The organism is Mucilaginibacter sp. GW821-FHT07G05, assembly GCF_059418565.1.
In genome coordinates, this window is the sequence record NZ_JBWKQC010000002.1 from 1 (window position 1) to 22,937 (window position 22,937).

General features: G+C 43.9%; 19 protein-coding genes. 10 read left to right on the forward strand and 9 right to left on the reverse strand.

Annotated features, from left to right (window positions below):
- Window positions 1-176: 176 nt before the first annotated feature.
- From aroC to AC07NA_RS04445, 4 genes are all read right to left on the reverse strand, one after another.
- Window positions 177-1,268 (reverse strand): chorismate synthase, encoded by a 1,092-nt coding sequence (gene aroC / locus AC07NA_RS04430; RefSeq protein ID WP_494896014.1) that lies wholly within the window; start codon window positions 1,266-1,268, stop codon window positions 177-179.
- 298 nt (window positions 1,269-1,566) lie between these two features.
- Complete coding sequence (gene aroA, locus AC07NA_RS04435) at window positions 1,567-2,880, reverse strand: 3-phosphoshikimate 1-carboxyvinyltransferase (protein WP_494896015.1); 1,314 nt, start codon at window positions 2,878-2,880, stop codon at window positions 1,567-1,569.
- A 5-nt stretch (window positions 2,881-2,885) separates the two neighbouring features.
- On the reverse strand, window positions 2,886-4,010 hold the full coding sequence (locus AC07NA_RS04440; protein WP_494896016.1) for a chorismate mutase: 1,125 nt from the start codon (window positions 4,008-4,010) through the stop codon (window positions 2,886-2,888).
- A 227-nt stretch (window positions 4,011-4,237) separates the two neighbouring features.
- The gene (locus AC07NA_RS04445) at window positions 4,238-5,077 is read right to left on the reverse strand and encodes a prephenate dehydratase (RefSeq protein ID WP_345210387.1); all 840 of its coding nucleotides are present in this window, start codon (window positions 5,075-5,077) and stop codon (window positions 4,238-4,240) included.
- Between the two features lie 657 nt (window positions 5,078-5,734).
- Between AC07NA_RS04445 and AC07NA_RS04450 the strand changes: the two genes are divergently transcribed.
- On the forward strand, window positions 5,735-6,277 hold the full coding sequence (locus tag AC07NA_RS04450) for a hypothetical protein (RefSeq protein ID WP_494896018.1): 543 nt from the start codon (window positions 5,735-5,737) through the stop codon (window positions 6,275-6,277).
- 89 nt (window positions 6,278-6,366) lie between these two features.
- Here AC07NA_RS04450 and AC07NA_RS04455 read toward each other — a convergent pair whose 3' ends face one another.
- From AC07NA_RS04455 to AC07NA_RS04465, 3 genes are all read right to left on the reverse strand, one after another.
- Window positions 6,367-7,215 carry a PH domain-containing protein gene (locus tag AC07NA_RS04455; protein WP_494896020.1) on the reverse strand — a complete coding sequence of 283 codons (849 nt, stop codon included), beginning with the start codon at window positions 7,213-7,215 and terminating at the stop codon, window positions 6,367-6,369.
- Window positions 7,216-7,563: 348 nt separating this feature from the next.
- Window positions 7,564-8,625, reverse strand: coding sequence for a 3-dehydroquinate synthase (gene aroB, locus AC07NA_RS04460; RefSeq protein ID WP_494896021.1), 1,062 nt, complete (start codon window positions 8,623-8,625; stop codon window positions 7,564-7,566).
- Window position 8,626: 1 nt separating this feature from the next.
- Window positions 8,627-8,833 (reverse strand): RNA-binding S4 domain-containing protein, encoded by a 207-nt coding sequence (locus tag AC07NA_RS04465; RefSeq protein ID WP_345210391.1) that lies wholly within the window; start codon window positions 8,831-8,833, stop codon window positions 8,627-8,629.
- Window positions 8,834-8,903: 70 nt separating this feature from the next.
- On the opposite strand from AC07NA_RS04465, the gene AC07NA_RS04470 reads away from it, so the two are divergent.
- The 3 genes from AC07NA_RS04470 (at window position 8,904) to AC07NA_RS04480 (ending at window position 12,099) form a co-directional block, all read left to right on the forward strand.
- Complete coding sequence (locus tag AC07NA_RS04470) at window positions 8,904-10,115, forward strand: proline dehydrogenase family protein (RefSeq protein WP_494896024.1); 1,212 nt, start codon at window positions 8,904-8,906, stop codon at window positions 10,113-10,115.
- A gap of 121 nt (window positions 10,116-10,236) precedes the next feature.
- The gene (locus AC07NA_RS04475) at window positions 10,237-10,800 is read left to right on the forward strand and encodes a carboxymuconolactone decarboxylase family protein (RefSeq protein ID WP_494896026.1); all 564 of its coding nucleotides are present in this window, start codon (window positions 10,237-10,239) and stop codon (window positions 10,798-10,800) included.
- A gap of 27 nt (window positions 10,801-10,827) precedes the next feature.
- Window positions 10,828-12,099 carry a sensor histidine kinase gene (locus AC07NA_RS04480; RefSeq protein WP_494896028.1) on the forward strand — a complete coding sequence of 424 codons (1,272 nt, stop codon included), beginning with the start codon at window positions 10,828-10,830 and terminating at the stop codon, window positions 12,097-12,099.
- On the opposite strand, the gene AC07NA_RS04485 is transcribed toward AC07NA_RS04480, so the two are convergent.
- Both AC07NA_RS04485 and AC07NA_RS04490 read right to left on the reverse strand, forming a co-directional pair.
- Window positions 12,096-12,479, reverse strand: coding sequence for a DUF779 domain-containing protein (locus AC07NA_RS04485; RefSeq protein ID WP_494896029.1), 384 nt, complete (start codon window positions 12,477-12,479; stop codon window positions 12,096-12,098). The genes AC07NA_RS04480 and AC07NA_RS04485 overlap by 4 nt on opposite strands.
- A gap of 75 nt (window positions 12,480-12,554) precedes the next feature.
- Window positions 12,555-14,057, reverse strand: a complete 1,503-nt coding sequence (locus AC07NA_RS04490) for an aldehyde dehydrogenase family protein (RefSeq protein ID WP_494896030.1) — start codon at window positions 14,055-14,057, stop codon at window positions 12,555-12,557.
- Window positions 14,058-14,217: 160 nt separating this feature from the next.
- On the opposite strand from AC07NA_RS04490, the gene AC07NA_RS04495 reads away from it, so the two are divergent.
- From AC07NA_RS04495 to AC07NA_RS04520, 6 genes are all read left to right on the forward strand, one after another.
- Window positions 14,218-15,144 (forward strand): AraC family transcriptional regulator, encoded by a 927-nt coding sequence (locus tag AC07NA_RS04495; RefSeq protein WP_494896032.1) that lies wholly within the window; start codon window positions 14,218-14,220, stop codon window positions 15,142-15,144.
- Window positions 15,145-15,264: 120 nt separating this feature from the next.
- Window positions 15,265-15,519 carry a hypothetical protein gene (locus AC07NA_RS04500; RefSeq protein ID WP_345210400.1) on the forward strand — a complete coding sequence of 85 codons (255 nt, stop codon included), beginning with the start codon at window positions 15,265-15,267 and terminating at the stop codon, window positions 15,517-15,519.
- A gap of 144 nt (window positions 15,520-15,663) precedes the next feature.
- Window positions 15,664-16,197, forward strand: coding sequence for a 5' nucleotidase, NT5C type (locus tag AC07NA_RS04505; RefSeq protein WP_494896033.1), 534 nt, complete (start codon window positions 15,664-15,666; stop codon window positions 16,195-16,197).
- Between the two features lie 168 nt (window positions 16,198-16,365).
- Window positions 16,366-16,701 (forward strand): hypothetical protein, encoded by a 336-nt coding sequence (locus AC07NA_RS04510; RefSeq protein WP_494896034.1) that lies wholly within the window; start codon window positions 16,366-16,368, stop codon window positions 16,699-16,701.
- A 1,028-nt stretch (window positions 16,702-17,729) separates the two neighbouring features.
- Window positions 17,730-20,909, forward strand: a complete 3,180-nt coding sequence (locus AC07NA_RS04515) for a SusC/RagA family TonB-linked outer membrane protein (RefSeq protein ID WP_494896035.1) — start codon at window positions 17,730-17,732, stop codon at window positions 20,907-20,909.
- Window positions 20,910-20,928: 19 nt separating this feature from the next.
- Window positions 20,929-22,908, forward strand: coding sequence for a RagB/SusD family nutrient uptake outer membrane protein (locus AC07NA_RS04520; RefSeq protein ID WP_494896037.1), 1,980 nt, complete (start codon window positions 20,929-20,931; stop codon window positions 22,906-22,908).
- Window positions 22,909-22,937 lie beyond the last annotated feature (29 nt).

Consider the following 22,937-nt stretch of genomic DNA (forward strand, 5'->3'; position numbering starts at 1 on the left):
TTTTAAATACGTGTCATGAGGGCCCTCTATGTTTCTCCTTTTCTTCTGATCTATTATAGTACAAAGATATGAGAGGGTGGTCCAGCGAAGCGTAGACCGGGTGAGTTGACTATGCGCTTTGCTTTAACCCTTAAGTTGACGGCCGCCCTCCGGAGGGAGGGATAATATTTGATTTATTACAACACCGATGCCCTATTCCTCAGCAACTGATCGGCAAGCACCAGTGCAGCCATGGCCTCAACAATAGGTACAGCGCGTGGTACTACACAAGGGTCATGGCGGCCTTTGCCCGATATTTCGGCGGCATCACCGGCACTGTTAATGGTGGCCTGGTTGTGCATAATAGTTGCCACCGGCTTAAATGCCACCCTGAACTCGATAGGCATACCATTGCTGATACCGCCCTGTATACCACCCGAAAAATTGGTAACGGTTTCTACATTACCCAGGTGGTTCTTTACAAAAATGTCATTATGTTCTGATCCGCGCATTTCACTGCCCGAAAAACCCGAACCAAACTCAAAGCCGTGCACCGCGTTAATGCTGAGCATGGCCTTGCCTAAATCGGCATGCAGTTTATCAAATACAGGTTCGCCCAAACCAACCGGAACGCCTTTTACATAGCAGCTAACTTTGCCGCCAACGGTATCGCCGTCTTTACGCACGCCATCAATAAAGGCGATCATCTCTTCGGCAGTAGCCGGATCGGCACAGCGTACAATGTTCTTTTCACGCTCGTCAATAAACTCCTGCACATTGGCAATGCTTACGTTTGGCGCGTCTATTTTGCCTACGCTGCTCACGTGGGCTACTATCTCAATACCTTTCGCTTTTAAAAATAACTTGGCCAAAGCACCGGCAGCCACACGGGCAGCAGTTTCGCGGGCCGATGATCGACCACCGCCACGATGATCGCGAATACCATATTTGGTAAAGTAGGTATAATCGGCATGCGAAGGGCGAAACACATCCACATTATGACCATAATCCTTTGAGCGCTGATCTTCATTAGGGATGATCATGGCGATAGGGGTACCTGTGGTTTTACCTTCAAATACGCCCGAAAGAATCTTTACGGTATCGCTCTCTTTACGCTGGGTGGTTATTTTCGACTGGCCCGGCTTGCGCTTATCCAGTTCGGCTTGTATATAGTCAATATCAACCGGTAACTGCGCCGGACAACCGTCAACAATTACACCTATAGCCTCGCCATGCGATTCACCAAATGTTGTTATCCTGAATATTTGTCCGAAGGTATTGCCTGCCATTATTTTAGATGTGAGATATTAGATTTGAGTATTGAAATACTGTATTGTTGTTTTATTTACTTGTCATTGCGAGGTACGAAGCAATCTCGTAGTGGTTATCTAACAGAAATGCTTCGTACCTCGCTATGGCAAGTGTTTATTGGTTTATTCTATTTGTCATTTCGAACGTAGTGAGAAATCTTCTTCATGATGCACAACTTACATCCGTAGAGATTGCTTCGTACCTCGCAATGACGGGTTGGGTGCGCTTTCGCCTTTCACCTTTATGCTTTCACCTTTCCGCTTTTACCTTTCCGCTCTATGCTTTCCGCTCCTCCACCACAAACCCTACTTTTTCCAGGTCAGTCCAGAAAGCCGGGTATGATTTTTCTACCACTTTGGCTTCTTCTACTTCCAGTTGGGGCACTATCTGGGCCAGCGGCGCGAAGGCCATAGCCATACGGTGATCCTCGTAAGTGTTGATAAACATGGTTTCGGGGATGAACTTCTCGCTGCAATCCAGTTTGTAAACCTGGCCTTTTTCAATCAGCTTAACACCAATTTTAGCCAGTTCGTTCTGCAATGCTTTAATACGGTCGGTTTCCTTAATTTTTAATGTTTCGAGCCCGGTAAAGGTAGCTTCGTGCCCTAAAGCAGCACATACAACAATTACAGTCTGCGCCAAGTCGGGACATTCTTTCATGTCGAATATCTTGCGAACAATAGGTTTTACCTCTTTTGTAAGATACACGCCGCCATCCTTAAATTGCGAGGTGATGCCAAAATTGGCCATGATCTCGGTGATCACGCTATCGCCTTGCAAGCTGTACGATGTTAAACCCGGCAAAAACAGTTCGGCTTCGTCGGCCAGTGCCGCGATGGCGTACCAGTATGATGCCGCGCTCCAATCCGGTTCAACAGGCAATGCTGTTTCGCCGAACTCCTGGTTTTCAATGCTGATCACGTTATCAGTCCAGGTATGTTGAATACCCGCCTGTTTTAACATAGCCAAAGTCATTTCCACATAAGGGCGCGATGTTAGGTCGCCCTCAATATGCAGCTCCAAACCAAGGGGCAAACGGGCAGCAATAAGCAACAGCGCGGTAATATACTGGCTGCTGATATCACCTTTGATACTGATTTTGCGTGTAAACTGCTCAAAACCACCCTTTATGTTGATAGGAGGGTAGCCCTCTTTTTCCACATAAGTAATATCGGCACCTAACGTTCTTAAGGCATCAGCCAAAATGCCGATAGGCCTTTGTTTCATCCGCTCGCTGCCGGTAAGTATTACCTCGCCCGGCTGCAAAGTATAGTAAGCCGTTAAAAAACGCATCGCCGTACCGGCGGGGCCGATGTTGATGAGTTGCGGGTTGTGAGTTGTGGGTTGTGAGTTATTCCCCTCAACCCAACTTCCGGACTTTCCGACTTCCGGACTTTCCAACTCCCCACCATTCAAAATCCCTGCCAGTGTAACCGTATCGGCAGCGTCGGACAGGTTTTTAACCTTTACCCGGCCGCCGCTTAACGCCTCAATAACAAGCGCGCGGTTGCATTCGCTTTTTGAGCCGGTAAGGTGTATGGTGCCTTTTGCTGTTTTGCCTTGTTTTGTAAGGATGATGTTATGGCTCATTACAATTACACGTGCGTTAATTTCTCTGCCGGTTGTTCTTGTCCTTCGTTAAGTACTTCACCCTGGCGACGGATAGATTCGCTGTGGATCAATTCCAGCAGTTTCTCGGTAAACTCAGCGCTAAGTTTTAAAGCTTTACCATAGTCGGTAGTTTTCTTTAAAATTTCTTCCCAACGGTTAACCTGTAAAATGGTGATGTTGTTATCTTTTTTGTATTTACCAATTTGCTCGGCAATGGTCATACGCTCGGCTACTTTTTGAATAACCAGGTCGTCTATCTTGTCAATTTTGCTGCGCAGTTCTGCCAGTTTATCACTTACAGCAGGGCTTTTCACTTCCGGTTTGCGCAGGGTGATGTTCTCAATTATGTCAACCAAAGCAGCAGGGGTAACTTGTTGTTTAGCGTCAGTCCAGGCTACAGATGGGTCAATGTGCGACTCTATCATTACACCTTGCATATCCAGGTCGAACGCTTTTTGCGCTACGTAGCCAATCAAATCGCGGTTACCGGTAATGTGGCTCGGGTCGTTGATGATAGGCAGGTCGGGCGCATGTGTTTTCAGACTGATGGCCAGATCCCACATTGGCTCGTTACGGAAAGTTGACGCGCCATGTGATGAGAAACCACGGTGAATAGCCGCCAGTTTTGTAATACCTGCATTGTTGATACGCTCTAAAGCGCCAATCCATAATGAAAGATCGGGGTTAACCGGGTTTTTAACCATTACAGGCACATCATGACCTCTTAAAGCGTCAGCAATTTCCTGCACGGTGAAAGGGTTTGCAGTTGAACGCGCGCCTACCCATAAAATATCAACACCTGCATTTAACGCTTCTTCTACGTGTTTAGCAGTAGCTACTTCAACAGCGGTAGGCAAGCCGGTTTCTTCTTTAGCGCGTTTTAACCACTCTAAACCAATGCTGCCAATACCCTCAAACTCACCCGGACGGGTACGTGGTTTCCAGATACCTGCACGCAGCGCGGTAATTTTACCGGTTTTGGCCAGTAAATGCGCTGTTGCAACTAATTGATCTTCAGTTTCGGCACTGCAAGGGCCTGCAATTACCAATGGCTCTTTGCTTAGGTTTAACCATGAACTAAGCGGCTGTATGTTTAAATTTAGTTTCATTTTCTTTTTTATTTAGTCCGGAAGTCGGGAAGACCGAAAAGTCCGGAAGTTTTACTCTTTTAGACCGGAAGTTGGTGAAAGACCGAAAGTCCGGAAGTTGATTGTATATTTTTGTTAATTAATTGTTTTGTTTTTTCTTCCGGACTTTCGGTCTTACCGACTCTCGGATGGCTCACCATACTGGTTATTTCCTTCTTTCGGACTTTCCGACTTCCGGTCTTTGCGGACTAAAGATTTTCCTCATATCTCTTATATTCTCCCAGTATGTTAAAGTTGTGCGTGTATTTCAGTATCTGGCGCAGGCTGGCATCGTATTGCTTTTGCTCGGTCCATTCTACATCTACATAAAAATTATATTCGTTGCGTTTACCTAACACGGGCATGCTTTGTATTTTGCTCATGTTAACGCCTTCTTCGGCCAAAATATTAAGCACCTTGGCCAACGAACCAACCTCGTTACTCACCTGGAAACATAACGACGCTTTGTTGGCCTCAACCTTACCGGCATTATCATGCGTGGTCAATATCAAAAAACGGGTAAAGTTCTTCTTGTTCGATTCTATCCGACGCTCCAGTATCTCTAATCCGTAAAGCTTTGCCGCTAAGGTGTTGGCAATGGCCACGGTATCGGTCAGTTGCTCCTCGCGGATGCGTTTGGCACAGGCGGCGGTATCGTTACTTTCTATTACCTTAATTTGCGGGTATTCGTCCAAAAAATCAACACACTGGCGTATCGCTATCGGGTGCGACATAGCCACCTTAATATCCTCAAACGCCACGCCCGGCAGCGCCATCAGGTGTAGTTGTATAGGCAGGTAAACCTCGCCCACCACCGGGAAGTTGTAGTTAAGCAACAGCGAATAGTTAGGCAACAGGCTGCCGGCAATGCTGTTTTCAATAGCCATTACCACGTAGTCGGCCTCGCCATTTTTAAGGGCCTCAAAGGTTTGTTTAAAAGAGTTGCATTCAATGGTTTGAATGTCTTCTCCAAAAAACTTGAAGGCCGCTTCTTCGTGAAAAGAAGCGCGTATTCCCTGTATTGCAACTCTTGGTGTTTTGTGTGTCATAAACCCTGTTAAAGCAAAAAGTCCCGGCTTGTTGGGCCGGGACTTTTCAGTTTCTTGTATATGTTTTGGTTATTGCATATCAGTCCCGGCTTGTACTGGTAAAGTAAAAGTAGTAGCCGTAAAAATATGCAGTGTTAAATTTCATTTGTTGTTTTTGTATTGCGCCGTAAATGTACACGTTAAAATGAAAAGTCCAAAATAAAATTTTATTTTTTTGAAATAAAAGAGGGGGAACCAAATTTAATTGGGTGAAGGGGTGTTTTTGTGAGTATTGTAGTGTTTTTATTTGGAGCGACGGCGTGATGGTGGTTAAAAGTTTTGTTACGCACCTACGGTTAGGGTTGTTAATTTTAGTAGAACATACTTTTAAATACTGCGGCAGTAGCGTTTACTTAAGAACCAGGTTTCGTTTTGGGCGTTGCCTTCGGCCGGGCTTTGCAGGGCTCCGCTTCGCTGCGGTACCTCCTTCGTCGGCACTAAACCCTTACAATCCCTAACGCGGGAGGGTAGCGAATAGAGCTTTGTTAAAACAATTAGCTATTCGATGACTGGTATTTGCAATAAAAGTTGCAGTTTCACTGCTATAATAATATCGCTATATTTATAGTGATGCAATTATAAATACTAAGTGTCTTTTTGTAATGAAACCCTAAACCAATGAAACTCAACAAAAAAATGTTATTGTTTTTAATGATACCGGCCTCGCTTTTATTAGGTAGCTGTGAGCGTAAATTAAAGACTGAAAAAGCGGCTAACCTAATAACAGCAGAAGATACTGTTAAAACAGATAATGTGGTGTCGGTTAAAAATATACAGCCTTATAAAAAGGTTGATAGCCTGATGCAATTATTAACAAATAATTACAATGTTGCTTACGTAAACGAGTTGGAAAAAATTTGTACAAAAAGCGATGGCGACTTATCTGAATACATTAACGCTGCCAGTTATAAATTGTTTAACGAACAAATGAATGATTTTACCGCTTATTTGGTAGCTAATTCAAACGCTTGCTTGAAAGATAAGTTGATAGAGGAATTAGGCGCAAAAATTGCAGTTTACCCGCAAAGTGAACGACTTGGGAAACTACTAATAGAACAAGAAAAAACGCTTGCTTTAGCCTCTAAACAAAAGCTATCTGCCACAAAGCTTGCTTTTATAAAGCAAGTATTTAAAAAAGTAAACCCCGGATTATTTGATTGAAGGCCTAAAAGTTAACGCCTCTTTTGCTATGTAGAGTTTAGGCAGCTCGTGGCAGCGGATATTTTTTGGATTTTACATCCGGTATTTTATCAAATCAATGGATATAACCTGAACTTTTGCTTTATAATGTCCTGCTGAAATTTAGATTGTAATATATATGGCTTTATTAATAAGTTAGATAGTTTTATAGAGGTGCCATCTTTGAAAATCAGTTCCGAATAATTTATCAGGCTATTACGTTTTGTGCGGGAAAGCGGTATGGAAATTTCCACCACATCGGCTTTATCATAAACTATTGTTTTATTATCACTAATAATCTTAAACGTTTCTTTCCCCCTTGAAATTTCCAGTATGATATTTTTTGATTTAGAATAATGATTATATAACAAGCATATTAAAAAAAAGGCCACCCCCATAAAAGCAAACTCCAATAAACTGTTGGATGTATATAAAAAAAGTGTTTTACAAAAGATGAATACAGACATTGCCAAAAAAAAGGTTGCCAAGATAAAGAAGATTGAAATATGGGTGGTATTTAGGCTATATTGAAATTTTTTTGTAGCAAACACCTTCTTTACGCCAAAGGCTCTATGTCGCTCGAATTTTTTCAGATCGATATATTTTTCAAAAAAGCTTGTAACTGTTTCGGCTATCTGTTGTAATGTTTCAACGTGTGCCTCGTAAAGTTGCCCGGCTTTGTTAAAATAATAAAGGGAGAATTTCCCATTGAAAAAAAGACCTATCTTAAGATATTCATTTACGCTGCTATGTATAGTTACTGAAGGCCCCGTTAACTTAACATCGGTTAAGTGCCGTTCGGTATCCCAAGGGAAGTTTTTTATTAAAGCAAGTGTTTCTTCCAGTGATCTTTCTTGCTCATCAATAAACTCGCCGGGTTCGTAATTTTTGTATTGTAGTTTCGATATAAATTTAGGCATAGCTTTGTGAAGCCCAATTTATAAATAAATCCGAACTAATCACATCCTTCATGTTGAACTTGTTTCAACATCTCACAGAGTGTTTGATAGTAAGTTTTCCGTCATGTTGAGTTTTAAAATCCGGGGAGCTATAAAGGTGAGATGAGGCGTATGGCTTGTCACCCTGAGCTTGTCGAAGGGTGCGTGGATAAAGGCCTCTGCGCACCATCCTTCGACAGGCTCAGGATGACCCATTTATAAGCATTTTTAAACACGTAATGTTGAACTTGTTTAAAAATCCCACCTGCTAAGCATCGCGTTTGATTAGTTCACCCTTTGAGATGCCGAAATTCTTCGGCCCATGATATCTTAATTCAACCCCACATAATAATCCAGCGCTTCAAAAAGCTCGGGCTGGGTGCAAACGTTGTCTATGTTGAACTGGCCTATTTTGGTTAGCAGGGTACAGTTCACCTTGCCGTCGAGGTTCTTTTTATCTTTCAGCATGTAACCGTACATGGCTTCGTAGGCACTTGGTTTGAGGCGGTATTTTGGGTACAGCTTCATGATAACCTCGCTGATCTCGGCCAGTTCTTCGGCGCTTAAGCCTGTTTTTTTATGGGCCAGGTAGCTCTCGCATATCATGCCCAGCGCAATGGCTTCGCCGTGGGTAAGCGGGTTGTTATCGTTCATGAGCGACCATGTTTCAACCGCGTGCCCAATGGTATGGCCAAAATTGAGGCTCTTGCGTATGTTTTGCTCGGTAGGGTCTTCGGTAACTACCTTGTTCTTCAATACTACTGAAGCATGGATTTGCCCGGCTGATGGCAAACTAAGGTCGCTGTTCTTCAGGTCGGCCCAGTAGGCGGCGTCCAGTATCAGGCCATGTTTCAGCATTTCTGCCAAACCCGACAGGCGTTGCCTTGGCGATAAGGTTTTCAGAAAATCGTACTCAATAAAAACCGCTTTCGGTTGCGCGAAGGTGCCGATGATGTTTTTTACGCTATCTACATCAATACCGGTTTTGCCGCCAACAGAGGCATCAACCTGCGAAAGCAGGGTGGTAGGCATGTGTATAAAATCGATACCGCGTTTGTAGGTTGAGGCCGCGAAACCGCCCATATCGGTAATAACGCCGCCGCCTAAATTAATGAGCAGACTTTTACGGTCGGCACCAAAATCTATCAGCATTTTCCATATGCCAATGCAAAAGTCGATGTTCTTGCTTTCTTCACCGGCGTTTATTTCAATGAGGTCGTAATTATCAATCTCGTCCACCTCTTTTTTTATCAGCGGAAAGCAATGGATACTGGTATGCTCGTCGGTTAAAATAAAAAAACGCGAGTAATTGCCCCTTTTTATAAAGCTGATCAGCTCGGCAATGGTATTCTCAAAAAAAATTGGGTAGTGGTCGGTTTGTATCGTATCCATATTAAATCACCTTGATCTTATTGTTCCTGAATTCAACAATATCACCCTGCCTTACCTTCAAACGTTTGCGGTAATCAACTGTGCCATTGTATTTTACTTCACCTTCGGTAACAACAATTTGCGCTTCGCCACCGGTTTGTACCAGGTTGGCGGCCTTTAATAACTGTATCAGCGGAATGTATTCGCCTTCTAATTTAAACTCGATCATGGATAGGCAAAAATAAAGTATTAACTTGATAATGGGTTATGTTAATGCATTTTCTACTTTTGTACCTGATATGACCTCTTCTTCTGTACAAACCACCGGCAGCGCTGCGCCCGGCAGTGAGCTGTCTTTTGATAATACCGAAATCGCTTTTCGGCATTCGTCTAACCGCGACCTTAAACGTGCCTATTGGCTGTTTAAACTCATTAATGTTAACTTTTTGGTTAAAGTAGGCCCGCCTATCACCAATTTTGCCATCAATATAGGCTTGCCTATCAAGGGCATTATTAAGGCTACCATTTTCCGCCAGTTTTGCGGCGGCGAAACCATTACCGAGTGTACACCAACCATTAAAAACCTGCAATCGGGCGGGGTAGGTACTATTTTAGATTATTCGGTTGAGGGCGAAGATGAAGAGGAAGTGTTTGATAACACCCGCGACGAAATCATCCGCACCATTGTACGTGCCGATGGCGATACCGCCATACCTATTACCGTATTTAAAATTACGGGCGTAGGCCGTTTTTCGCTGCTGGAAAAACTGGATGCAGAAGAAACCTTGACTGCCGACGAAGAGCAGGAATGGAAAAAAGTACAGGCACGTGTACTGGCCATTTGCCAAAAAGCTTATGATGCCGGTGTGCCGATCATGATAGATGCCGAAGAAAGCTGGATCCAGGAAACCATTGACGGCCTGGCGTTGGATATGATGCGCCGCTTTAACCGCGAAAAGATCATCATTTACAATACTTACCAATTATACAGGCACGATAAGCTGGAGTCGTTAAAGGCCGACCATGCTATTGCCACTAAAGAAAGCTTTATACTGGGCGCTAAAATTGTACGCGGCGCCTATATGGAAAAAGAGCGTAAACGTGCCGAAGAACGCGGTTATGTATCGCCGATACAGCCAAATAAACAGGCTACAGACCGCGATTATGATGAGGCTGTAAAGTACTCGGTACAAAATATTAACAATCTTGCCATAGTGGCCGGCACGCATAATGAGCACAGCTGCCGCCTGCTGGCCGACCTGCTGAATAAGCACAATGTAGACCACAATCATCCGCACATTTATTTCTCACAATTACTCGGTATGAGCGATAATTTGAGTTTTAATTTGGCAAATGCGAGGTATAATGTGGCAAAATATGTACCTTACGGACCAATTAAGGCTGTGTTGCCTTACTTGTTCAGAAGAGCGCAGGAAAATACCGCTATTGCAGGCCAAATGAGCCGTGAGCTTGGGCTAATTGTTAAAGAAACAAAACGCAGAGGTATATAATCGTTATTCTTTTCGGTACAGGTAACAACGCCGTTTTAATAAAAAAATATTACCACACATATCCCCCTGATTAGTTGCCAAAACCGGTAAGGTAGTGATATGTATATTTATGTGCGATTCTATGTCCGAAAGGTTTAAAATTGTTGATTACCAAAGCGCGAGCCCCGAAGTAAAGGCCATCTACGAAGAAACCATGAAGGAAATGGGGATCCCATTTGTACTTAATTGGTTTAAATGCCAGGGTAACAATGCCACCGTATTACGAGGTAACTGGGAAAAACTGCGCAACACCATGCTGCGCGGCAAAGTGCCTTTCGTTTTAAAACAGCTTATTATTTATAATATATCAAACCTTAAGGGTTGCGATTATTGCTCGCAGGCACATGGCATTATTGCCGATAGCCTGGGTAAATCGCTCACGGGGACTGATGATATTAAGCTCACTGCCGATCTGAACAGCACATACATCCCATCGTCGTATCGCAAAGCTATAGAGATAGTTACTAAGTGCGCCCTTGTGCCGCGTAATACTACCGATGCCGATTTTGAATCGCTGCGCGATGAAGGTTATAGTTTGGAAGAAGTGCAGGAGCTGATGGCGCTGGCTGATTTAACCAATATGATCAATACCATTGCCGATATATCAGGGATACAAATAGATAACGAACTGGTAGAGCCCCGTTAAGTAGTTATGGAAGCGCTACAGGGGATAATGCAAAACGCAAAAAGACTTCGGTACGAAGCGCTGTCGGCCTTTGCGGCCGACCTTAATAAGGCAGCCAAGTATACCGAAATATGCGATGCCCTGTCGGCCCATATCAAATACATTATCGATTTTTTTCAGTTAAGGCTGCATCACTTCAACAAAGGCGAGTCGGGTTGTTTTGAGATGTCGCGCGGGGAATGCGTTTTTTTTAAGCCCCGTCAGGATGGCTTGTGGAAATACGAAATGGAGGTTTTTGAAGCCGGTTTACCCGTTAACTATTTCGGCGATGCCATTCAGGAGCATAAACTACTGGCCCGGTCGGTTTTTAACAACCCCAAGGTAGCGGCCGTGTATTCACTGCCTGTATCTTATTTTAAAGATCAGAAGATCCTCATCACCATAGCAGTAAAAAGCCAGATCCATTATATTGATATCGACTTTAAGTTTCTGAAATCGATAGCAGATCTGGTGGCCAATAAACTAATGCAGCTCGATCTGCTTAAAAAGATTGAAAATACCAACAAGGAGCTGAAGGCGAAAAACGCGCAGATCACCAAACTGAACTATGACCTGGAGCAAACGGTAAACCTGCGCACCGCGGAACTAACCAACGCCAACGAAGAACTCAAAACCCTGTTTTACCGTACCTCGCACGATTTTAGGGCTCCGCTTGCCAACATCATGGGTTTGGCCAACATAGCCAAACTGGTAACCAAGGATAAGGACGCGCTGAATTTATTTGAAAAATGCGAAGAGGTGGCCCATAAAATGGATGCCATGCTATCCAAGCTGAATGTGTTAAGCACCTACTCGTACGAGCACCAGATAAAGCCGGTAGATTTCAGGCAGATATTAAGGGAATTGCGCGCTAAGTTTCAGGACAAGCTGCAAGAAATAGGCGGGCGTTTAATTTTTGATATAGTACTTGACGATGAGCACCTCGCCAACCCCGATACTTACGTAACCATCCTCGAAAACCTGCTCGAAAACTCCATCAATTACCATAATAATAACCTCATTGTACAGGTATACATCTTCAGGTACAAGAACGATCTGGTGATCAAATTCAGCGATAACGGACAGGGGATCCCGCTCAAAATAATAGGTAAGATATATGATATGTACTACCGCGGCAATTCCGAATCGACAGGTAGCGGCCTGGGTTTATACGTGGTACGCAAACTGGTACGTTCGCTCCATGGCAACATTTTCGCGCAAAGCAAGCCTAAAAAACATACTCACTTTATTATTAAAGTACCATTGGTACAGCCGTCTTAATAAGCATCATCCTCCAAATATGTAACGGGTGCTAATTGGCCTAATTCTTCATCGGTAAACAACCGGGAGTGGATCATGAAGCGGTAGCCGGTTGGTATCTCGATAGAAAAGCTGGAACCCCGGCCTTTGGTAATGCCAATGGTAAGCTGGGTATGCTGCCAATATTCAAACTGATCCTTACTCATCCAAAATTCGCAGTCGTCAATTTCGCCAAGGCATACATCGCTGCCGCCAAGTTTAAAATCGCCTTTTGCAAAACACATGGGCGATGAGCCATCGCAGCAGCCCCCGCTTTGGTGAAACATCAGTTCGCCGAAACGGGCTTTCAGGTCGGCTATCAGGTTTGATGCTTCGGGGTTTACCAGTACTCTCTTTATCATTGGGCTGTGCATAATAGTAAAAGGCACATACAAGAAAAATGTTTCCCTGCACGTGCCTTGTCCCTTTTTGTGTTTTTAAAAGAAGCCTAATTTGTTTTTGTTATATGAGATCAGCATATTCTTGGTTTGACGATAATGCGCCAGCATCATCTTGTGGTTTTCGCGCCCGAAACCCGATTTTTTGTATCCGCCGAAAGGCGCGTGTGCCGGGTAAGCATGGTAATTATTCACCCAAACACGACCTGCCAGTATAGCGCGTGGCACTTCGTAAATCTCGTGCGCGTCGCGTGTCCATACGCCTGCACCGAGGCCATAAAGAGTATCGTTGGCAATGGCAATGGCTTCTTCGGTAGTTTTAAAGGTGGTAACGCAAGCCACCGGTCCAAAGATCTCTTCCTGAAAAATGCGCATTTTATTGTGGCCTTTAAACAAGGTTGGCTGTATATAGTAACCACCTTCCAGTTCACCGTCCAGCTTTTTAACATCGCCGCCGCAAAGTACTTCGGCGCCTTCTTCTTTACCTATTTTAAGGTACGATTGTATCTTTTCGTATTGATCGTTAGATGCCTGCGCGCCCATCATGGTGCTGCCATCCAGCGGGTGCCCCATTTTAATGGCATTGGTGCGTTCTATAACACGGGCTATAAACTTATCGTATATGTTTTCGTGCACCAATATGCGCGACGGACAGGTACAAACCTCACCCTGGTTAAGTGCGAACAGCACCGCACCCTCAATGGCCTTATCAAAAAACGCATCATCTGCATCGCCTACAGATTCGAGGAAGATGTTAGGCGATTTACCACCCAGTTCCATGGTAACCGGTATCAGGTTTTCAGACGCGTACTGCATAATCAGTCGGCCGGTAGTGGTTTCGCCGGTGAACGATACCTTGGCAATGCGTGGCGACGACGCCAGCGGTTTACCTGCTTCCGGCCCGAAACCGGTAACAATGTTCAGCACGCCCGGAGGCAAAATATCGCCTATCAGTTCCATCAACACCATAATGGAGGTTGGCGTTTGCTCGGCTGGTTTTACCACGCAGCAGTTACCGGCGGCAAGTGCAGGGGCAATTTTCCAGGTAGCCATCAGCAGCGGGAAATTCCAGGGGATGATCTGGCCTACTACTCCCAGTGGTTCGTTCAGACAAATACTTACAGTGAATTCGTCGTGTTCGGATATGCTACCCTCTTCGGCACGGATAACACCGGCGAAGTAACGGAAGTGATCTATCACCAGCGGTAAATCGGCGGCGCGGGTTTCGCGGATGGCTTTGCCGTTATCAATAGTTTCTACCACGGCCAGGTATTCAAGGTTGGCCTCAATGGTATCGGCTATCTTATTTAATAGTGATGCCCTGCTTACAGCCGAGGTTTTACCCCATGTTTTAAAAGCCTCGTGCGCGGCATCTAAAGCCAGTTCTACATCATCTTTTCCCGATCTGGCGGCCTGGGTAAATACCTTGCCGTCAATAGGAGATACATTATCAAAATATTCACCTTTAACAGGCGGAACAAATTTGCCGCCAATGAAATTGTCATACCTCGCTTTAAACGAAGGTTTTGCAGGAATGCTCATAATTAGAAATATTTAGTTTTAAATGGTAGTACTAAGGTAGCCGGATGGTTATTGGGGCATTTGCATTATGGTATCAAATGGTAGCACAATGGTGTCAATTTTTTTGGGGTATTGTTTATGCTGATATATATACCTAATTTGCTTTGAATTATGAGAGGCTATGAATAACAAGAACCTGTTATCACCTATAAACCTGTCTCACAGCAAACAAATACAAACACTGGTAGAAAACCGAAAGGCTTACACGCTTAACCACTGCGAGCTTAACGTTTTTGAGACTTATCAGCGCAGCGAACGGGTACCCTTAACTTTTAGCGACCTGGTAATTACCAGCATGCTAAGAGGGAAAAAGGTGATGCACCTGTTTGATAAACCCGGCTTTGATTACCTGCCCGGCGAAACCGTGATAGTGCCGCCCAATATTACCATGCGGATTGATTTTCCGGAAGCTACAGCGCAGCAGCCATCGCAGTGTACGGCACTGGCCATTAACCAGCAGGAGATTGCCAATACGCTCGATTTTTTGAACGAGAACTACCCGCGCGAGGATAGCCGTACCTGGCAGCTCAACTATAACCAGTTCCATTTTTTTAATAATTACGAACTGGCGCAGCTCATTAATAAACTCATCCGCATTAGTACGGGTGATGCCTTAACTAAAGATGTACTGGCCAACCTTACTTTGAAAGAATTGCTGATACGTATTATGCAAATGCAAAATCTGCACGATATACAGGATAACCTGCACGAGCTATCCAGCGGCAGCCGCTTTGCCTACGTGCTGGAATACATCAGGGTGCATTTGAGCGATAAGCTGAATATTGACGCGCTTAGCCAGATGGCCTTCATGAGCAAGGCCAGTTTTTTCCGGGCCTTTAAGCATGAGCTGGGCATATCGCCGGTTGATTATATTATAAAGGAACGTATACAACTGGCCAAGCAACTGATGAATAATCCGAATAACAGCATATCCGAAGCCTGCTTTAAGGCCGGGTTTAATAACCTTAATTATTTTAGCCGCGCATTTAAAAAGGTAGAAGGTATTACCCCGAGTTTGTTTAAAGCGCGCTACAGGGCGGTAGGTTAACCCGATGATTTTAATTGTGGATTACCGATGGTAAATAATGGTAAAAATTAAAACCATTTTGTGCTATATTGGGTTATCCAATTAGCAATAACAGTACGATCCATTTTTGTTTTTAAACTTATGCCTACTCATTTATTTAACGCCTATATTGATGCCCCCGATGGCACAACACTCGCCGGTCCGGTTACGATGGATAAAGACGAATACCTGTTTGTAAATAAGAACACGGTAGATGATATTTACTTCAACCTCAAAAAAGCTGACGACGGCTGGTATTACTCGGGCGGCCCGGTAACCCACGATGTGCCCAAACAATTTATTGACGAAGTAGGGCGGCAGATAGACGAATATCACGCCCATAAAGATAACCACTAATATAAGAGACAGAACAGGCCATGCTTAACCGTATGGCCTGTTTTGTTTATAAATAATTTACGCTGCGCCGATTTTTATTTAGCGATACTAATGCTATCTATGCATCAGCTTAGCGGGTAATGCTTCGCGTAAAAGATTATACGAATGAAAAGATCTGTCGCTATTGATATGGATGGGGTTTTGGCCGATGTGGAAAGCCACTTTTTTGAATGGTACAAACGCGACTACGGCGTAAGCCTTACCTTACAGGACATTATCGGGAAAACTGAGGATGATGCCTTTCCCGAAAAAATGGTGATCCGCAAGTTTGCCACTACTCCCGGCTTTTTTACTACTGTGCCCGTAATGCCCGGTGCTATTGAAACTGTTAAAAAGCTGATGGAAGATTTTGAGGTATACGTGGTATCGGCAGCTATGGAGTTTCCGCAGTCGTTAAGTGAAAAACGGATCTGGTTAACCGAGCATTTTCCGTTCATCAGCTGGCGCAATATTATTTTTTGTGGTGATAAGAGTATTATCAGTACCGACTTTATGATTGACGATCACATTAAAAACCTCGACTATTTTAAGGGTAAAACCATACTTTTCAATGCTTTTCATAATGTAAACTACCATCACCATACCCGTGCCAATAACTGGGATGAGGTATTGGCGCTGATGCAGGAAAGTCCACTTTAAAGATATCAGTTTACCGGTTAGGCAATAAAGAATATTTATTGCGTTTGTAACAAGGGATGCAGGTAACTATCTAAACCACGACTTGTTTTGTCATGCTTTGTTGATAAAATAATCGGCTCATTTATTATTGATTATCTTTTATCCAAAATATTCATACCTTGTAACTCAATGGAAGAATACCTGAAATTATTTAAAGACTTTGTGGTTAGTCTGGGCGAAAAGCACCAGGTTGATCCATTATTGCTTGGCTGCCTATACCTGGTAAGCAAGGTATCTTTGGTATTCTTTTTGGGCTGGGCACTGAAAAATTTAAGAGCCAAAAAGCCATTCTCCACACAACTCATCATAGCTTCGGTAAGTTTCAGCCTGCCTTATCTTTACCTAATTATCGCCGGTCGTAACCTGTCTGTTTGGGTATATGTATTTATCGGGGCGATGTTCGTTTACGGCGGCTACTCCATCTGGCGCAAGATCGCTACTAAGGCTGATCCGGCAGATGCTTGATGCCTGTTAATTAAATATTATATACTTGCCATTGCGAGGTACGAAGCAATCTCCTCGCGTTTTAGCTCATTTGCTATTATCGTTGTCATTGCTGTAAAGTACGAGCAATCTCTACTTAGACTGAAGCTTGTGCTGTAATTAACGTTAGCCTGCTCTTGGGCGCAGGGCCCCATTACTTTTGAGGGTAAAAGTAACAAAACCCTTGTCCAGCAAAAGGCTTCTTTGCTGCACAGGGCCATTGCCATGCAAACGTGCAGAACTTAGGGCTGGAACTTTTGCCCCTCCGCTCATTTCCTCCTCACATGCAACAAGTTCGCTATGCCCGCCTTTGCGCTCATTGGCCACCAAAGTTGTGCCCGTTTTCGCCCGAAGCTCTTTGCTGACGGATAGCTCCCCTCAAAGATCGTCATTGCGAACGTAGTGAAGCAATCCCCGAGTGGCAGAGCCGCTCTGTGAGTTTAGAGAATTGCTTCGTGCCTCGCAATAATAAAAATCATATTACATATTTTATTATTGTTTAAAAAACACTTAATGGATTTCTATTCAATCCTCCACTGATTCCTTTTGCTAAATCATATTACCTGCTATTTACCTAAATATAGTATTAGAATACCATAAAATAGTTGTTTTATAAGGTTTTTAAAACCCTTAACATTGTATTATTATAAATCATATATCAAATACTAAGCAGGCAATATTTTTTTATTTAGTTGGTTTTTAGCCAAGTAATAATATAAATAATTGTTGAACGCACACTATTAATTCATTGTTTGGCTATTAAAGCATCACCACTATAAACTTTACAGGTTTATTGATTGTGGCGACTCTCTTTTAACAAATCAACCATGCTTTTAATGGCTTGCGTTTTAGCATGTTATTGCTTGTATATTAAAATAAGCGTTGTATTAACACTAATTATTAAAATAAACTATCCTGATTATGGCAGAAAAACGGAGAGCATAGGCGTAGCGTACGGCATTCAAAGAAATGACCATTCCGAATCACAAAATTTTTAAGAGAGACATTATATGGAAAAATTATACAAAGCATTAATTTATACTTTAAAAGTACTGCCGGCAACGGTTTTGATCATGCTCAGTTCGGCGGCAATGGCGCAAACCGTGCATGTTGAAGGTTTAGTAAAAGATAAAACCGGTCCGCTGCCGGGCGTATCAGTAATGGTGGAGGGCACAACCAACGGCCGCACTACCGATGTTAACGGTAAATACAAAATAGATATATCTAAAACCAGTCTGTTAACATTTACATCGGTAGGGTATACCACGCAAAAAATAAACCTTAAAGATTATACACAGCTAAGCAACGGTACCTACGTTGTTGATATCATCCTTGTGGAAAGCGAAAACTCGCTGAACGAGGTAGCGGTTGTGGCTTATGGTACGCAAAAGAAGGCCAGTTTGGTAAGTTCGATCACTACCATTAACCCTAAAATATTAAAGGGGCCTTCAAGCAACTTAACTACTATGCTGGCGGGTGCAATTCCGGGTATGGTGGCTTATCAGCGCAGCGGCGAGCCGGGTGCCGATAACGCGCAGTTCTTTATCAGGGGGGTAGGTACATTCGGTGCCGGTAAGGTTGATCCATTGATACTGATAGATGGTATCGAATCAACTACTTATGATCTGTCTCGCTTACAGCCCGATGATATAGCCGGTTTTTCGGTACTTAAAGATGCTACGGCTTCGTCACTATACGGCGCGCGTGGTGCTAACGGCGTAATACTGGTGGTTACCAAAAAAGGTGATCAGGGTAAGGTGAAATTCAACGTTCGTGTTGAAAATTCTGTTTCACAAAACACCAAGAACATAGCCCTTGCCGATAACATTACCTACATGACGCTCGCTAATGAGGGCGTGCTTACCAGAACGCCGCTGGCTAATTTGCCTTATTCGCAAAATAAAATTGATCACACCGCCGCCGGCGATGATCCGCTGTTGTATCCTAATAACAACTGGATTGATCTGTTGATTAAAAAGCGTACCAATAATCAGCGTATCAACGTGAACGCGAGTGGTGGCAGCGAAAAAGCCAAGTACTACCTGGCCATGACCTACAATATTGATAATGGTATTTTAACCGATAACAAGCTGAACGATTTTAGCAATAACATCAAATTGAGCTCGTACTCCCTTTTATCAAACACTACACTAAACCTAACCAAAACTACCGAGGTGCTGGTGAGCCTTAAAGGGCAATTTGATAGTTATAGCGGACCGGTAGGCGGCGGCGCGGCAGTTTTTAACAATGCCTTGTACAGTAACCCGGTAGCATTTCCGGCTATTTACCCATCAAGCTTGTTGCCTTACGTAAACCACCCGTTGTTTGGTAATGCCCCAATTGTTAAAGGCGGTAGCGCGATATATAATAACCCTTACGCGCAGTCTTTATCAGGTTTTCAAACTTCTACCACCAGTACTTTAACGGCACAGTTAAACATTAATCAAAATTTAGATTCATTTACCAAAGGCTTGTCAGCGAGGGTAATGGCTTATACTACCCGTTTTGCCAACTTTTTTGTAACCCGCCAATACAGTCCGTACTACTACAGTTCAAATATAGTAGATGGTCAGTTCGCAGGTTTAACCCTGCTTAACGATGGTTCTATTGGTAACCCTTTGCCTGCGCCTACAGAGTATCTTACCTATAATCAAAACCCGGCAGCTACTGGTGTTAACGCCATCTCTTACATTGAGGCGGCAGTTAATTACTCGCGCGTATTTAACGAGAAGCACAGCATTGGCGCGATGTTAATTGGTACCATGCGCCAGTTCAATACAGGTAACGCGCCAACTTTACAACTATCATTGCCATCGCGCAACCAGGGTGTATCAGGCCGTTTTACTTATGGTTATGATACCCGTTACCTTGTCGAGTTCAACTTCGGTTATAATGGATCAGAGCGTTTTGCGAACAATCACCGCTTTGGTTTCTTCCCGTCGGTAGGTGCTGGCTGGATCGTATCTAACGAAAAATTCTTCGCTGGGCTGCGCAACACTATCGATCAGTTAAAGTTAAGGGCAACCTACGGTTTGGTGGGTAACGATCAGATCGGTTCATCGGTAGACAGGTTCTTCTATCTATCGGAAGTTAGCCTTAACAACGGTAACAGCGGTTCGTTTGGTACCAACTTCGGTACTAATCGTCCGGGAGTGGCTATCAGCCGTTATGCAAACCCGAATATTACCTGGGAAGAATCAAAGCAGCTTAACCTGGGTATGGACCTAACCGTTATGCAGAATTTTACCTTAACGCTTGATGCTTACCAGCAACACCGCGATAACATTTTAATGGTGCGCAGTACTATACCTACATCAATGGGTTTACAGGCCAACATATCTGCCAATGCCGGTAAGGTATTCAGTAAGGGTATTGATGTGGCTATGGATTATAAAAAGAATTTCAGCAATTCATTCTGGATTCAATCGCGCGGTACGTTCACTTACGCGGTTAACAAGGTGGTTAAAAACGAAGAGCCCGAGTACAGCGATAACTTAAAATACCTTTCGCGAGTGGGTTATTCAACTAACCAGGTTTACGGCCTTATTGCCGAACGCTTATTTATTGACGATAAAGATGTGGCCAACTCACCCTTCCAGGATTTTGGCGAATACAAGGCCGGTGATATCAAATACCGCGATATGAACGGTGATGGTAAAGTAACCTCTTCGGATATTGTGCCTATTGGTTATCCGGTAGTGCCAGAAATGATCTTCGGTTTCGGCTTTTCGGTAGGTTATAAAAACTTCGATATCAGCGCATTCTTCCAGGGCTCGGCACGGTCGGCATTTTTTATCAACCCATCTAACATAACACCTTTTTACCTGAACGGCGGTTACCAGAACGGTTTGTTGCAGGCTATCGCCGATAGTCATTGGTCTGAAGAAAACCGCGACTCTTATGCTTTTTGGCCAAGGTTAAGCAATACCATACAAGGTAACAACGTGCAAACTTCCAGCTGGTGGATGCGTAACGGCTCATTCTTAAGGTTGAAATCAGCCGAGCTGGGTTACAATTTCCCGCAATCGCTGGCTAAGAAAATACACATCGGTAATGGCCGCTTGTATGTTAACGGTTTAAATCTCCTGTCGCTCACAAGTTTCAAATTATGGGACCCTGAAATGGGTGGATCCGGCTTGGGCTACCCAATTCAAAAGGTGTTTAACCTTGGTTTAAGGGTGGAATTGTAAACTTTTTTAAGATAGTTTTATGAAAAAGAATTTTAGTAATAACAAAATATCCGGCCGTTTACAGCAGGTAAGCGGCAAAAGCAAATGGCTGGCGTACGCGCTGTTTGTTTGCATAATAATTCCGGCTTCTTCGTGTAAAAAGTCGTTTTTAGATGTAGTGCCCGATAACGTATCAACCATTGATAACGCTTTCGTATCAAAGTCAGAAGCCGAAAAATACCTGTATACCTGCTACTCTTACCTGCCTACCAATACCGATCCTACCTACAATGTGGGGCTTACAGCCGGTGATGAGGTTTGGGTAGAAGATCCGGCAAACGCCATTCGCTCTACCAACGTATTACGGTTACCGCGCGGCGGACAAAGCGCATCAGACCCTATAGCTAACTTTATGAACGGCACGCGTGATGCCAGCCCTAATTACAGAGCCATACGCGATTGTAATATTTTTATTGAGAACGTAAGTAACCTAAGTAAGGTGCCCGATCTGGATATTGATACCCGCGACAGGTGGATAGCTGAAGTGAAGTTTTTGAAGGCGTTTTATCATTTTGTATTGTTAAGAGCTTACGGCCCTATCCCAATTATTGATAAAAACCTGGCTATTGATGCCCCGATAGAGGAGATAAGGGTAAAACGCGAACCTGTGGATAAGGTGGTTGATTATATTGCCAACCTGTATGATGAGGCTGCCGCTAAACTGCCTTTAACCATTTTAAACAAAGCCAGCGAATTAGGCCGTATCACCAAGCCTGCCGCCTTGGCTATGAAAGCTAAACTGTTAGTTACGGCTGCCAGCCCGCTGTTTAATGGTAACTCTGATTATGGCTCATTTAAAGATAAAAGCGGTGTGCAACTCATTAGCACCACTTATAGTGCCGAAAAATGGAAACGTGCGGCTGATGCTTGTAAGGCGGCCATTGACTTATGTGCCGAGCAAAACATAAAACTATACAAGTTCCCTGAGCCGCTGATACACCTGAGCGATACCACCATGACGCAAATGAGCATCAGAAACGCGATGAGCGAAAGATGGAATGAAGAGTTGATATGGGGCCTTACAGCGAACAACAATATCAATTACAATAACTTCTTCCAGTCGATGTGTGCGGGTATGTATGATTTTGATAACCTTTCGGCTACCAAAACAGCTAACCGCCCGCTGATGGGGCCAAGCCTTAAAATGGCCAAAATGTTCTATACCGAAAACGGTGTACCTATTGATGAGGATAAAACGCTTGACTTTACCAACATATCTGAACTGCGCACAGCTAAAACCGAAGATCGTTTTAATATCAAGGAGGGCGAGGTAACGGCAAGGCTCAATTTCAACAGGGAAAACCGCTACTATGCCAACCTTGGTTTCGACCGTGGAGTATGGTACATGGAAAACAGCAAATCGAAAAGTGATGAAAATACCTTTTGGCTGATGGCCCGCGGTGCCGAGTTAAGCCAGTCGGCAACGGTGCCTGTGGCCGGGTTTTACATGAAAAAGTGTTTGAACTGGCACTTCGAGTGGACATCGGTAACCTACACCAACTACCCATGGCCCGAAATGCGTCTGGCCGATTTATATTTACTATACGCCGAAGCGCTTAACGAAGCCGAAGGCCCGGGTGGCGATGTGTATACCTACATTAACCGTGTGCGCGAGCGCGCAGGTTTAAAAACAGTACAGGAGGCATGGACTACCTACAGCACCAGCCCTACAAAATATACTACCAAAGAGGGAATGCGTGCCATTATACAAAGAGAGCGCGCGCTGGAGCTTTGTTTTGAAGGTGGTCGTTTTTGGGATTTGCTGCGCTGGAAAACCGCCGGTAAAGAATTGAACGCTAACGTTACGGGCTGGTCAATATCTGAAGATACCCCGGAGCTGTACTATCGCGAAATAAGCATATTCTCAAGACAGTTTGTAGTACCGCGCGATTATTTGTGGCCTATAAGAGAGAGCGATCTGCTTGTTAATCAAAACCTGGTACAAAATCCTAACTGGTAAAACACGGCTTAATTGAGGTTTTAACGAAA